This window comes from Aquisalibacillus elongatus, from assembly GCF_003843875.1.
Lineage (GTDB): Bacteria > Bacillota > Bacilli > Bacillales > Alkalibacillaceae > Aquisalibacillus > Aquisalibacillus elongatus.
Map to the genome: position 1 here is coordinate 527,230 of NZ_RKRF01000008.1, position 13,674 is coordinate 540,903.

Sequence of the window (13,674 nt, forward strand, 5' to 3'; positions counted from 1 at the left end):
TTAAGATACGGAAATGCAAATAATAGAACTCTTGTTCGTATTTTATGTTATAATAAATACAAATTATCGAAAATATTGGAGTTGGTGTTTGTGAATCAATTTAAATTAGAATCTCAGTTTGAACCACAAGGCGATCAACCCAAAGCGATTGAACAGATCGTGAATGGTATTCATAAAAATGAAAGACATCAAACATTGCTAGGGGCGACTGGAACAGGGAAGACGTTTACGGTTTCAAATGTTGTAGAGGAAATTAACCGTCCAACACTTGTTATAGCACATAACAAGACATTGGCGGGGCAGTTATATAGTGAGTTTAAAGAGTTTTTTCCTGAAAATGCGGTCGAGTATTTCGTAAGTTATTACGATTATTATCAGCCTGAAGCGTATGTACCGTCGACGGATACGTACATAGAAAAGGACGCTAGTATTAACGATGAGATCGATAAGTTAAGGCACTCAGCTACATCGTCCTTATTTGAGCGAAATGACGTTCTAATTGTAGCCAGTGTGTCTTGTATTTATGGTTTAGGTTCGCCAGAAGATTATAGAGACCTCGTATTATCACTACGAACCGGAATGGAAAAAGATCGTGATCAAGTTTTACGCGATTTAGTGGATATTCAGTATTCGCGAAATGATATAGACTTTCAGCGCGGAACATTTCGCGTGCGTGGGGATTCTGTTGAAATTATTCCTGCATCACGTGAAGAGCACTGTATTCGCGTTGAATTTTTTGGTGATGAGATCGATCGCATACGTGAAGTCGATGCGTTAACGGGTGAGATTGTTGGGGATCGTGATCATGTAGCGATATATCCGGCATCACACTTCGTCACGAAAGAAGAAAAAATGCAAAAGGCGATTAAAAACATTGAAGCGGAATTAGAGGAGCAGCTTGAGAAGTTTCGACAGGAAGATAAATTGTTAGAAGCTCAAAGGTTAGAACAACGGACACGTTATGATTTGGAAATGATGAATGAGATGGGCTTTTGTTCTGGAATTGAGAACTACTCTAGACATTTATCATTCCGTGAGCCGGGATCAACACCCTATACATTATTGGACTACTTTCCAGATAACTCTTTGATTGTAATTGATGAATCACACGTGACGTTACCTCAAATTCGTGGCATGTACAAAGGTGACCGAGCGCGTAAAATGACGCTTGTCGACCACGGGTTCCGGTTACCATCGGCTTTGGACAACCGTCCACTAACGTTTGAAGAGTTTGAGAAGCATATTGAGAACATTTTATACGTAACGGCAACACCTGGTGATTATGAGTTAGAGCATTCACCAGGTGTCGTGGAGCAAATCATTCGTCCAACAGGTTTATTAGACCCTAAAATTGACGTTCGCCCGATTAAAGGACAAATTGATAATTTAATTGGCGAAATTAATAAAAGAAAAGAACATAATGAGCGTGTCCTTGTGACCACCTTGACGATTAAGATGTCTGAGGACCTGACGGATTATCTTCAAGAAATGGGCATAAAAGTGGCCTATTTACACTCTGAGATCAAAACGCTTGAACGGATTGAGATTATCCGTGATTTACGACTGGGTGTTTATGATGTCATTGTCGGTATTAACTTATTAAGAGAGGGACTTGATATACCTGAAGTGTCTCTCATTGCCATATTAGATGCCGATAAGGAAGGCTTTTTACGTTCAGAGCGCTCGCTTGTTCAAACCATTGGACGTGCGGCGCGTAATGAAAACGGTGAAGTCATCATGTATGCTGATAAAATCACGAAATCGATGCAATATGCAATGGATGAGACGAACCGACGTCGCTCAATTCAAATGGAATACAACGAAAAGCATGGCATTACACCTAAAACGATTAAGAAAGAAGTGCGTGATGTCATTAAGGCAACGTATGAATCGGATGAAGAAAGTGATCAGGTAGCTCAATACCAGAACTTATCGAAAGAAGATAAAGCTGAAATGATTGAACGAATGGAAGCCGAAATGAAACAAGCTGCCAAGGAATTGGATTTCGAAAAAGCGATGGAGCTACGCGATGTCATATTAGAGCTAAAAGCGGAAGGATGATCATAGATCATGAAGTCTATTACGATTCAAGGTGCACGTACGCATAATTTAAAAGATATCGATGTAACAATTCCAAAAAATAAATTCGTCGTGATGACAGGTCTATCAGGGTCCGGTAAGTCATCACTGGCTTTTGATACAATTTATGCTGAAGGACAGCGTCGTTATGTGGAGTCCTTATCGGCATATGCTAGACAGTTTTTAGGACAAATGGATAAACCCGATGTTGATGCCATTGAAGGACTGTCACCGGCGATTTCGATTGATCAAAAAACGACGAGTAAAAACCCACGGTCAACGGTTGGTACGGTAACAGAAATTTACGATTACTTTCGTTTACTGTATGCAAGGGTTGGCAGACCTATCTGTCCGGTACATGGTGAAGAAATTTCGGCACAATCGGTCCAGCAAATGGTGGATCAAGTTTTGGAGTTAGAAGAGAGAACGAAGCTACAAATTTTATCACCAGTTGTGTCAGGAAGAAAAGGCGAACACGAAAAAGTGTTATCAGACTTGAAAAAGGAAGGTTACATTCGTCTTCGTATTGATGGAGAAATGCGTGAGATTAACGAGGAAATTAATCTAGATAAAAATAAAAACCATGATATTGAGGTCGTCATTGACCGAATTATTATTAAAGAGGGCATTGAGACGCGCTTAACTGATTCTATTGAAACTGCGTTAAAACTCAGTGGCGGTAAAGTCGTTGTTGGTTTGATTGATGGCGATGAAATGTTTTTTAATGAACATCACGCGTGTCCTAAGTGTGGTTTTACGATTGGTGATTTAGAACCTAGGTTATTTTCATTTAACAGCCCATTTGGTGCTTGTAAAACATGTGACGGTATTGGTTCGAAGCTAGAGGTGGACTTAGATTTAGTCATTCCTGATTGGGACCTTACTTTAAATGATGGAGCAATTGTCGCATGGCAGCCTGTTTCTTCTCAATATTATCCTCAGTTATTAAAAAGTGTTTGTGAACATTATGGAATTGGTATGGATACACCCGTTAAAGATTTGCCGAAAAAGCAAATGAATAAAATTTTATACGGTAGCGGTAAAGAGCGCATTTTATTCAAATATCAAAACGATCGCGGTGGCAATGTCCGCGAGAATTATATTTATTTTGAAGGGGTCGTCCAAAATATATCAAGACGTTATCACGAGACGGTTTCAAGTTATGTTCGTGAAATGATGGAAAAATATATGATGCAAAGCGAATGCCCAACGTGTAAAGGGTATCGCCTGTCAGAAGAAGCCTTAGCAGTGAAAGTGAATGATCGGCACATTGGAGAAGTAACTGAGAAATCTGTCAGTCACGCGCTAACATGGATTGATCAAATTGAGCTTACCGAAAAAGAAGAACAAATTGCTAAAATGATTCGAAAAGAAATTTCAGAACGGCTTGCGTTTTTAACAAATGTTGGTCTGGAGTATTTAACACTATCACGCTCAGCTGGCACGTTATCTGGTGGTGAAGCTCAGCGTATTCGACTTGCGACGCAAATTGGTTCAGCGTTAACTGGCGTTTTATACGTCTTAGATGAGCCTTCTATCGGCTTACACCAGCGTGATAATGATCGGTTAATTCAGGCACTCAAACGCATGCGTGACTTAGATAACACCTTAATCGTCGTCGAGCATGACGAAGATACAATGTTGGCTGCGGATTACTTAGTTGATATTGGTCCTGGCGCTGGTGCACAAGGCGGTGAAGTCGTGGCGGCTGGATCACCTAGTGAAGTCATGGAAGTTAAAGAATCATTAACTGGAAAGTATTTAAGTGGTGAAGAATTCATCCCACTTCCGACAGAGCGCAGGCCAATTGAAAAAGACCGACAACTTGAGATTAAAAAAGCTGAAGAGAACAATCTATTAAAAGTCGATGCAAAGGTTCCGCTTGGTTTAATGTCTGTCGTTACAGGTGTTTCAGGTTCAGGAAAGAGTACGTTAATCAACGATATTTTATATAAGTCACTATCAGCGAAGTTTCATAGAGCGAAGGTGAAACCAGGTGCTCATAAGGAAATCAAGGGAACGGAGCATTTAGAGAAAGTCATTGATATTGACCAATCGCCAATCGGGCGTACGCCTCGATCAAACCCGGCAACATACACGAGTGTGTTTGATGATATTCGCGGTGTTTTCGCTCAAACGAGTGAGGCAAAAATTCGCGGGTACAACAAAGGCCGTTTTAGCTTTAACGTGAAGGGCGGACGCTGTGAATCGTGTAAAGGCGATGGTATTATTAAAATTGAGATGCATTTCTTACCTGATGTTTATGTTCCGTGTGAAGTGTGTGATGGCAAACGTTATAACCGTGAAACATTAGAAGTGAAATATAAGGGAAAAAATATTGCGGATGTCTTAGGTATGCGAATTGAAGAAGCATTTGATTTTTTTGAAAACATCCCGAAAATTAAACGTAAACTTCAAACGCTTTGCGATGTCGGCTTAGGGTATATTCGTTTAGGTCAGCCGGCAACCACATTATCCGGCGGTGAAGCTCAGCGTGTCAAATTAGCTAGTGAGCTGCAAAGACGTTCGAACGGTAAAACCTTATATATTTTGGATGAGCCAACGACTGGGCTACACGTCCATGATATTTCGAAGTTGTTAAATGTTTTACAACGACTCGTTGAAAATGGCGATACGGTTGTCATTATCGAACATAATTTAGATGTTATTAAAACCGCGGATCACATTATTGATTTAGGTCCTGAAGGTGGAGAAGGTGGCGGTCAGATTATCGCAACCGGTACACCAGAAGAAGTAGCGGAAAGTGACAAGTCATATACAGGCAAATATTTAGCACCAATTTTAGAACGAGATCGTGAGCGGATGAAACAGCGAATTTTAGAAAGCTCGGCAAATTGAAAGGGGAAAACAAACCATGGAAGCCATTAATAGAGAACGCATACAACATTATATTGATCAGTTTACGAATAAGCCCGTCTATGTTCATTTAGAAACGACAAACGGGGCTTATGCTAGCCATTTTAATACGAATGCTTACAATGTTGGAGCGTATATTCGAAACGCACAGTTGACGTACAAACAAGGAAAAATTGTACAACACGACGATGGCTCTTATCGTGTAGGCCTTAAACATGACATTGGTTGGATTTATGCAGAGGGCCTTTCAGATTATGAATTTAATGAGCATGGGCAACTGCTTATGGCTGGTCATGACGACCGAGGGCGTCTAATGGTCGCATTAGAAATCAGTGAAGAGCCATTTTCTTACTAGGGAGGATTAACAATGAATTTTAGTGAACATAATCATGTCATTATCATTTATCCGCATCCAGATGATGAGTCATTTGGTGCAGCAGGAACGATTTCAAAATTCCGTGAAGCAGGTGTCCCGGTAACGTACCTTTGTGGAACGTTAGGGGAAATGGGACGTAATATGGGGACTCCGTTTTTCGCAAACCGTGAGACCTTACCTGAAATTCGTAAAAAAGAGTTGCAGGATGCGTGCCAAGTTCTAGATATGAATCTCGAAATGCTAGGTTATCGTGATAAAACGATTGAATTTGAACCACGTGAAGCACTGGCAGAACGGTTTAAACAATATATAGAAGACCTTGGAGCAACGTTAGTCATTACATTTTATCCAGGCTATGCGGTACACCCAGATCATAATGCAATGGGAGCAGCTGCATTTGAAGCAGTTAAACAAATGCCAGAAAATGAACGCCCGACGTTATGGGGCACTGCTTTTTCAAACGATCATCGTGAAAAATTAGGAGATCCGAACGTCGTGATTGACCTTATTGATTCATTTGATAAAAAATTAGAAGCGATAAAATCCCACAGGTCACAGGCTGAAGGCATGCTAAGTCAGTTATTAGCCCAAAGTGAGTCAGATGATGAGTACGAAGCGGCACTTGAACGTTTCCGTTATGAAGCGTTTTATGAAGTTGATATCGATCAGGTTGACCTTAAGAATCAGACTTGAGTTGGATGAAGTTCCGTTCTCGTGAATGATGCCACTGATCTTAAAGTTGCGTAAGATAATATTAAGATGAGTGAAAAAGGGGGACCCTCCATGAGTGAGGAGCGTCAAAAGATTTTAAGATTGTTAGAAGAAGGTCATATTACATCTGAAGAAGCGGAAAAACTGTTGAATGCACTTGAAAAAGGAAAAGCAGAGCAGGAAAAGTCGAAGGAATCATCTAACGAACATCAAGATGCTTTTCAAGAGTTTAAGGAAGACTTAAAGAGTTTTACAAGTGGTATTCTCAATTTTGTTGATGATACGATTCAGCGAGTGAAAGACGGCCCATTTGAATTTACGTTTAGTCATGTTCAAGTGAAACGAAAATTTGAATTTCACGCTGACGAGATTAATCAATTAAACGTTGATTTAACGAATAGCCGGATTGAATTTTTACCTTCTAATGATTCGACGATTGTCGTTCAGTGTATCGGTAAAGTTCATAAAGAAGACGATCAGGAACGGGCTGAAGAGAAGTTTGATGATGTGTTGTCCGTTGGTGTAACGAATGAAACTTTACACATCGATCAAAAATCAGGTAACGTGTCGATTGAACACATTATCTATTTACCAGAAAAAGAGTTCGAGCAAGCTTATATTAAAACGATTAACGGTTCGATCAAAGGTCGCTCCGTTAACTTGAAGTTTGCGCGTGTCAGCACAGTTAATGGAAGTATTCGATTAAGTGATTATCAGGGCGATGCTATTTTTATAGAATCAAAGCATGGCTCACTTCGCTTAGATGAAGCTAATTTATCTAAAGTGAAGCTTGAGACGAAGACAGGTTCGATTTATTATGATGGTCAAGTCGACTACTTAGATGTTGATGTCACAACAGGTAGTTTGCGTACGTACCTTCACAACTCGACCGTTCAGCGTGTGGACTTAAGCTCGACCACTGGCTCAAGCCAGTTATATTTACCAAAGGGATTAAAAGTAAAAGGCACAGCCAGCACTGGCGTAGGCAGCATAGATGTGAATATACCGGAAGTCGTCGTCAGTAAAATGGATGACCATTCGGTGAAAAAGTTAGTCCAATTTTACAATGCAACAGATGATGAAAATTACGCAGATGTTGATATCGAAACCAAAACGGGTAGTATAAAAGTAAATACATTAAATTAAAGGAGTATCTCTATGCTGAAAAATTGGTTGATTTCAATAGTCGTTAACACCGTTGCTATTTTAGCTGTCGCAGAATTATTTGACCGTGTGCATGTCGAAGGTGTTACGGCTGCGATTTTGGCAAGTGTTATTCTAGGGATTTTAAATGCAATTGTTAAACCTATTCTAGTCATTTTTACCCTTCCGATTACGTTTTTAACACTAGGACTTTTCTTATTTGTTATTAATGCCATTACACTTATGTTGACACAATGGATTTTAGCTGGCGACTTCGTCATCGAAGGTTTTGGCACAGCAATCCTCGCAGCGATTATTATTACGATTCTAAATACGATTTTACAAAAGCTATTAAAAGAAGTGTTAGATTAATATTAATAGGCTGGAACAAAAGTTTATAAGTAAAATAAAGACCGTACAATGAGTAAATCATTGTACGGTCTTTCTAATGCCGCTCCGTCAAAAAGCTCCGCTTTCCGCAGGCACGGCTTCAACTTCCCAAAACTCACTAAGTAAGTTTTGCGTGATTTTCAGCTCGTGCTGTTCCTGCTGGAGTCTGCGCTTTTTGACTACGCTGAGAAATCAGTGCCCTCAATTAATAATCGTCTTTTATAACTTTCACTTACCTTTTGTCACAGCCTCTTTTTGTATGTGAATCCGTCAGTAAAAGGTGATTATTCGTCAGTAAAAAGTTAAAATCCGATAGTAAATAATCTTAATTTGTCAGTAAACTTAAAAAATCCGTCAGTAAATTTAATTCAACTTATTTTCATAATAAGCTATATTCATTTATGATATAGTTATTAATAATGTTTTACATAGAAGGAGAGAGACGGATGATTAAAGTCCGTGTAAAGGATTTAATTGAACGGTTTGATTTAGAGTTAGTAGCAGGAAAAGATGGCGTCCATCGTGAGATTTTTACGAGTGATATATCAAGGCCTGGGATGGAGATGGCTGGGTACTTCACGCACTATCCAAAAGAGCGTCTTCAGTTGATGGGACGTACGGAGTTACAGTTTTTATACGATCTGCAAAGTGATGAGATTGAGGATCGGATGGAGCAACTTTGTACAGATATCACACCAGGGATTGTCATTACGCGTGGATTGGAAGTACCACAAGCGTTAGTGAAAGCCGCGGATCATGCTGGGGTACCGGTCATGCGTTCGCCGTATAAAACGACGCGAGTCATTAGTCGTTTGACGAATTTTCTTGAGACTAAATTTGCACCTTCAACCGCATTGCACGGTGTTCTAGTCGATGTGTACGGCGTTGGCGTGTTGATCACCGGTAAAAGCGGGATTGGTAAAAGTGAAACGGCTCTTGAACTTGTTAAGCGCGGGCATCGTTTAGTGGCTGATGATAACGTTGAAATTCGTCAGGAAGATTACGATACGCTGATTGGGAACCCACCGAATTTAATTGAGCATTTATTAGAAATTCGGGGTCTAGGCATTATTAATGTTATGACGTTGTTTGGAGCGGGTGCCGTCCGTAACTATAAGCGTATTTCGATGGTTGTTCACTTAGAGACCTGGGAAGCGGATAAACAATATGATCGTTTAGGGTTGGATGAAGATAAGTTAAATATCATGGATGTTGATCTTCCGAAGGCGACGATTCCGGTAAGACCGGGTCGTAACGTATCGGTCATTATTGAAGTAGCCGCGATGAATTTCCGATTAAAACGGATGGGAATTAATACGGCAGAAGAGTTTTCGAATCGACTCAATTCTGTCATTGATGATGTTGAATAAACGTGAGATTGAATAAGGGGGATTAGCAATGTATTGTGAAGCGGAACCATATAGCAGAGTATTTATAGAGCTAGGCCCATTTCCAGTTTACTGGTATGGTTTTCTAATTATGTTAGGGGCGGTCATTGCCCTTATTGTCGCACAGCGTGAAGGAAATCGACTTGGCCTACATAAAGACTTTTTCATCGATTTATTAGTGTTTGCCATACCGGCAGCAATCATTGGTGCTAGATTGTATTATGTCATTTTCCAATGGGAGAATTATAATTCCTTTGGGGATATTATCGACATTCGTGAAGGTGGCTTAGCGATTCACGGGGCGTTAATTGCATCCGTGCTGGTGGCTTACATTTATGCGAAGAAGAAAAACGTCTCGTTCTGGAAGGTTGCCGATATTGCAGCACCAAGTATTTTGATAGGTCAAATGCTAGGACGTTGGGGTAACTTTATGAACCAGGAGGCCTATGGTGGTCCGGTGTCTGAAGCAGCTTATCAAAATGTGCTACAATATGTACCTGATTGGATTATGAATCAAATGTGTGTCGATGGCGTTTATCACCATCCGACGTTTTTATATGAATCGTTGTGGAGTATGTTAGGAATTGTTTTATTACTCGTACTACGTTATAAAGTTAATCCGCGTCGCGGTGTGATTTTCCTATCATACGTCATGTGGTACTCATTCGGTCGATTCTTTATTGAAGGCATGCGAACAGACAGTTTATACATTGTACCTGGATTACGTACAGCACAAGTCATTTCGATTTTATTAATTATCGGTAGTATTGTGCTACTATACTATCGTCGTAAGAAAGGATATGACGACGTGCTTTATGATGGAACGTCGTTAAAACCGAATAAAAACAGCAAGAAAAAGAAGAAAAAATGACATCATAAGGAAGAGGAGTTTGTGAATTGAAGGGGATACTTAAGCGGGGATTACACAGTGGATTGTCGTTAACGTGGACGTTAGGGAAAATTATTTTTCCAATTACGCTCATCGTAACGATTCTTCAGTTTACACCTGTATTACCATATATAATAGATTTAATCCAGCCGTTAATGGCTCTGATTGGCCTGCCAGGGGAAGCGGCTGTCCCACTCGTTTTGGGAAATGCCTTGAATCTTTATGCGGGCATTGGAGCTATTGTGAGTTTTGACTTTACAGTAAAAGAAGTTTTTATATTAGCTTTGATGCTGTCATTCTCGCACAACTTATTTATCGAGTCAGCCGTTGCGGCGAAGGTCGGTGTGAAATTTTGGATCATCATTCTTGTGCGGGTTGGTCTCGCGCTCTTCTCAGCCATGCTTGTCAATTGGTTTTGGCAAGGCGGTCAGGAGATGGCGCAGTACGGGCTGATTTCAAATGAAGGACCTGAGCCAAGCGGATGGGCTGAAATTACGTTAACAGGCCTTGAAACAGCTGTGTTATCGATTGTTCAATTGGCTGCGATTGTCATTCCGCTCATGGTTGTCATGCAGTGGTTACGCGAGCACCATTGGATGGACTGGATGTCACGGAAAATGTCACCGTTTACGAAAATGATTGGTGTGAAAGAAAATGCTTCGATGACCTTAGTGGCGGGGTTAACGATTGGATTAGCATACGGAGCAGGCTTGATGATTCAAGCTGTTAAAGAAGACGGTGTGTCAAGAAAAGACATGACGCTCGTGTTGATTTTCCTCGTGACCTGTCACGCGGTCGTAGAGGATACGCTCGTGTTCATTCCACTAGGGATTCCTGTATGGCCATTACTCTTAATCCGCTTAACGACAGCCATTATTTTAACTGCCGTCATCGCTTATATTTGGAACCGAGTTGAAAAGAATAAAGAAAAAGACGCAAGAAAGGATGCAGTAAGCCATGAGCATACGTACGATACTGTTTGATTTAGACGGAACACTAATTGATACTAACGAATTAATCATTGAATCCTTTAAGCATACGCTTAAGGAACACTTAGAAGAAGATTATTCTCGCGAGGAGATTTTGCCATTCATCGGACCGCCTTTACAAGAATCACTAGGAAAAGTGAAGCCAGATGAAGTTGAAGCCATGGTTGAGACGTACCGAAAGCATAATCTTGAGAACCATGACTTGTATGTCAAAAGTTATGACGGCGTGTTCGAGACCCTTCAAGAGCTTCATGACAAAGGATATAAAATGGCGATTGTCACAACAAAAATTCGAAAAACGGCGATGAAAGGCTTAGAATTGACGCAATTAGACCAATTTTTTGATGTCGTCATTGGTTTAGACGACATTGAACATGCGAAACCTGATCCGGAACCTGTTTTAAAAGGCATGAATGCATTAGGTGGCGAGCCTGAGACAACGATCATGATTGGTGATAACTCACACGACATTCATGCTGGACAAAACGCTGGAACGAAAACGGCTGCTGTAGCGTGGTCAGCTAAAGGAAAGTCATTTATGGAATCGCTCAACCCAGATTACATGTTAGGTCATATTTCGGATCTATTAGAAATCGTTGAGGAGTGAGGGACATGCGGAAGACGGAGCGTTACGCGGTCCAAGAACAAAACTCGTTATGGCAGATTTATAAAACGGTCCCTTTTTTAAAAGTCGCTAAAAATTTTGTATTCATTCAACTCGGGCGCTACACACCATCACTTAAATTGAAAAACTGGCTATATAAAACGTTTTTACGAATGACGATTGGCAAGCATACAGCGCTTGCCTTAATGGTCATGCCTGATGTCATGTTTCCAGAGCGCATACATATCGGAAAAAATTCGATCGTAGGTTATAACACCACGATTTTAGCGCATGAATATTTAATCGACGAATATCGATTGGGTGACGTTCTAATTGGCGACGAAGTCATGATCGGCGCGAACTGTACCATTTTGCCCGGGGTAACAATTGGGGACGGTGCGATTGTATCCGCAGCAACGCTTGTGCACGAGGATGTGCCTGCCGGAGCGTTTGTCGGCGGCAATCCAATGCGCGTCATTTATACGAAGGAGCAACTAGAGCAAAAAGAATTAGAGAAACGACCATAAGAGACGTGTACTAGTAGTATGCGTCTTTTTTGCTAACTGCTTAATACTCCCAAATTAGTAATTAATACTATGATTTAGTGTTTAATACTGTTGAATTAATGCTTAATACTGATAATTTAGTGCTTAATACACTAAAATTACTGCTTAATAGGTTTGTTAATATTTTAATAATGGGAAAAAGAAAAGTAGAGGAGGAATCGGTGTGGAACAGTTCATTTTATCACTAGATCAGGGGACGACGAGTTCTCGTGCGATTTTATTTAATCAAGAAGGTCAAATCGTAAAAGTTGCTCAGCAGGAATTTGAACAGTATTTTCCTAAACCAGGCTGGGTTGAGCATGATGCGAATGAGATTTGGACTTCGACCCAGCATTGTATAACTGAAGTGATGCGAAAAGCAGATATTGGTCCTGGGCAAATTGCAGGGATCGGGATTACGAATCAGCGTGAGACGACGGTTGTGTGGGAACGTGAGACTGGCCGTCCGATTCATAAAGCGGTCGTTTGGCAATCGCGTCAGACAGAGGATATTTGTCATGACTTAAAGGAACAAGGCTTAGAGCAAACATTCCGTGATAAAACCGGACTTTTATTAGATCCTTATTTTTCAGGGACAAAAGTAAAATGGATTCTAGACCATGTTGATGGTGCGAAAGATCAAGCAGCGCGCGGTGAGTTAATGTTTGGAACAATTGATACATGGTTGATTTATAAATTAACGGGTGGCGAGGTGCATGTCACTGATTATTCAAATGCCTCTAGAACGCTTATGTACAATATACATGAGTTAAAGTGGGATGAAGAATTGCTGGACATTTTAGGTGTTCATAAAAACATGCTTCCTGACGTTCGCCCGTCATCTGAAATTTACGGCCATACGGCAAGTTATCAATTTCAAGGATATGAGGTCCCGATTGCTGGTGCGTGTGGCGATCAGCAGGCGGCGCTGTTCGGTCAGGCGTGTTTTGAAGAAGGTATGGCCAAAAATACATATGGCACAGGTTGCTTTATGTTAATGAATACTGGGCAGGAGGCCGTTAAATCTGATCATGGGCTTTTAACGACGTTAGCTTGGGGCATTGACGGTGAAATCCATTATGCTTTAGAAGGTAGTATTTTTGTAGCTGGGTCAGCTATTCAGTGGCTTCGTGATGGCCTTCGAATGTTTAAATCCGCATCCGATAGCGAAATCTATGCTAAGAGGGTCGATTCAACGGATGGTGTGTATGTCGTACCAGCTTTTGTTGGGCTTGGCACGCCGTATTGGGATAGTCAAGCGCGTGGCGCTGTCTTTGGCCTTACCCGCGGTACGGAAAAAGAACATTTCATTCGCGCGACGTTAGAGTCGCTTGCGTATCAGACAAAAGACGTCGTCAATGCGATGATTGAAGATGCTGATTTGAAAGTGAAAAAACTCCGTGTTGACGGTGGCGCTGTTCAAAATGATTTTCTAATGCAGTTTCAAAGTGATATTCTAAATACTGAGGTTGAACGTTCCGTTGTAAACGAAACGACGGCACTTGGCGCGGCTTATTTAGCAGGTATTGCCGTTGGTTATTGGGAAAACAAAGAAGAAATTGCGAACCAATGGAAACGAGATCGAACGTTTGAACCAGAGATGAGTGAAGAAGTGCGCCAGGAAAAATATGACGGATGGAAAAGGGCCGTTAAAGCAACGCAAGCATTCACATCTTAGAAAGG

12 protein-coding genes are annotated in these 13,674 nt (G+C 40.9%); all 12 read left to right on the forward strand.

What is annotated here, in order from left to right; genetic code table 11:
* The first annotated feature begins 84 nt into the window (after positions 1-84).
* The 12 genes from uvrB (at position 85) to glpK (ending at position 13,669) form a co-directional block, all read left to right on the forward strand.
* Positions 85-2,061 (forward strand): excinuclease ABC subunit UvrB, encoded by a 1,977-nt coding sequence (uvrB, locus tag EDC24_RS07710; RefSeq protein ID WP_124221321.1) that lies wholly within the window; start codon positions 85-87, stop codon positions 2,059-2,061.
* A 9-nt stretch (positions 2,062-2,070) separates the two neighbouring features.
* Positions 2,071-4,938 carry an excinuclease ABC subunit UvrA gene (gene uvrA / locus EDC24_RS07715; protein WP_124221323.1) on the forward strand — a complete coding sequence of 956 codons (2,868 nt, stop codon included), beginning with the start codon at positions 2,071-2,073 and terminating at the stop codon, positions 4,936-4,938.
* Between the two features lie 16 nt (positions 4,939-4,954).
* On the forward strand, positions 4,955-5,311 hold the full coding sequence (locus EDC24_RS07720) for a YojF family protein (protein ID WP_124221325.1): 357 nt from the start codon (positions 4,955-4,957) through the stop codon (positions 5,309-5,311).
* Between the two features lie 12 nt (positions 5,312-5,323).
* The gene (bshB2, locus tag EDC24_RS07725) at positions 5,324-6,025 is read left to right on the forward strand and encodes a bacillithiol biosynthesis deacetylase BshB2 (RefSeq protein ID WP_124221327.1); all 702 of its coding nucleotides are present in this window, start codon (positions 5,324-5,326) and stop codon (positions 6,023-6,025) included.
* Between the two features lie 90 nt (positions 6,026-6,115).
* Positions 6,116-7,189 carry a DUF4097 family beta strand repeat-containing protein gene (locus EDC24_RS07730; protein WP_170158509.1) on the forward strand — a complete coding sequence of 358 codons (1,074 nt, stop codon included), beginning with the start codon at positions 6,116-6,118 and terminating at the stop codon, positions 7,187-7,189.
* A 12-nt stretch (positions 7,190-7,201) separates the two neighbouring features.
* A complete protein-coding gene (locus tag EDC24_RS07735) occupies positions 7,202-7,558 on the forward strand; it encodes a phage holin family protein (protein WP_124221330.1) in 357 nt (118 codons plus the stop codon).
* 464 nt (positions 7,559-8,022) lie between these two features.
* Positions 8,023-8,946 (forward strand): HPr(Ser) kinase/phosphatase, encoded by a 924-nt coding sequence (hprK, locus tag EDC24_RS07740; protein ID WP_124221332.1) that lies wholly within the window; start codon positions 8,023-8,025, stop codon positions 8,944-8,946.
* Positions 8,947-8,974: 28 nt separating this feature from the next.
* Positions 8,975-9,835: a prolipoprotein diacylglyceryl transferase gene (lgt, locus tag EDC24_RS07745; protein ID WP_124221334.1), complete on the forward strand. Its 861-nt coding sequence runs from the start codon at positions 8,975-8,977 to the stop codon at positions 9,833-9,835.
* Positions 9,836-9,861: 26 nt separating this feature from the next.
* Positions 9,862-10,836, forward strand: coding sequence for a nucleoside recognition domain-containing protein (locus tag EDC24_RS07750; RefSeq protein ID WP_124221336.1), 975 nt, complete (start codon positions 9,862-9,864; stop codon positions 10,834-10,836).
* Positions 10,811-11,449, forward strand: a complete 639-nt coding sequence (ppaX, locus tag EDC24_RS07755; RefSeq protein ID WP_124221338.1) for a pyrophosphatase PpaX — start codon at positions 10,811-10,813, stop codon at positions 11,447-11,449. The genes EDC24_RS07750 and ppaX overlap by 26 nt, the downstream gene beginning before the upstream one ends.
* A 5-nt stretch (positions 11,450-11,454) precedes the next feature.
* Complete coding sequence (locus tag EDC24_RS07760; protein ID WP_124221340.1) at positions 11,455-11,973, forward strand: acyltransferase; 519 nt, start codon at positions 11,455-11,457, stop codon at positions 11,971-11,973.
* A 202-nt stretch (positions 11,974-12,175) separates the two neighbouring features.
* Complete coding sequence (gene glpK / locus EDC24_RS07765) at positions 12,176-13,669, forward strand: glycerol kinase GlpK (protein WP_124221342.1); 1,494 nt, start codon at positions 12,176-12,178, stop codon at positions 13,667-13,669.
* Positions 13,670-13,674: the final 5 nt, after the last annotated feature.

What these genes read in the sequence shown, in the direction of transcription:
- ppaX (WP_124221338.1), top strand. Translation starts at nt 10,811, where the DNA reads ATGAGCATACGTACGATACTGTTTGATTTAGACGGAACACTAATTGAT.
- hprK (WP_124221332.1), top strand. Translation starts at nt 8,023, where the DNA reads ATGATTAAAGTCCGTGTAAAGGATTTAATTGAACGGTTTGATTTAGAG.
- EDC24_RS07735 (WP_124221330.1), top strand. Translation starts at nt 7,202, where the DNA reads ATGCTGAAAAATTGGTTGATTTCAATAGTCGTTAACACCGTTGCTATT.
- lgt (WP_124221334.1), top strand. Translation starts at nt 8,975, where the DNA reads ATGTATTGTGAAGCGGAACCATATAGCAGAGTATTTATAGAGCTAGGC.
- EDC24_RS07730 (WP_170158509.1), top strand. Translation starts at nt 6,116, where the DNA reads ATGAGTGAGGAGCGTCAAAAGATTTTAAGATTGTTAGAAGAAGGTCAT.
- uvrA (WP_124221323.1), top strand. Translation starts at nt 2,071, where the DNA reads ATGAAGTCTATTACGATTCAAGGTGCACGTACGCATAATTTAAAAGAT.
- EDC24_RS07720 (WP_124221325.1), top strand. Translation starts at nt 4,955, where the DNA reads ATGGAAGCCATTAATAGAGAACGCATACAACATTATATTGATCAGTTT.
- bshB2 (WP_124221327.1), top strand. Translation starts at nt 5,324, where the DNA reads ATGAATTTTAGTGAACATAATCATGTCATTATCATTTATCCGCATCCA.
- EDC24_RS07760 (WP_124221340.1), top strand. Translation starts at nt 11,455, where the DNA reads ATGCGGAAGACGGAGCGTTACGCGGTCCAAGAACAAAACTCGTTATGG.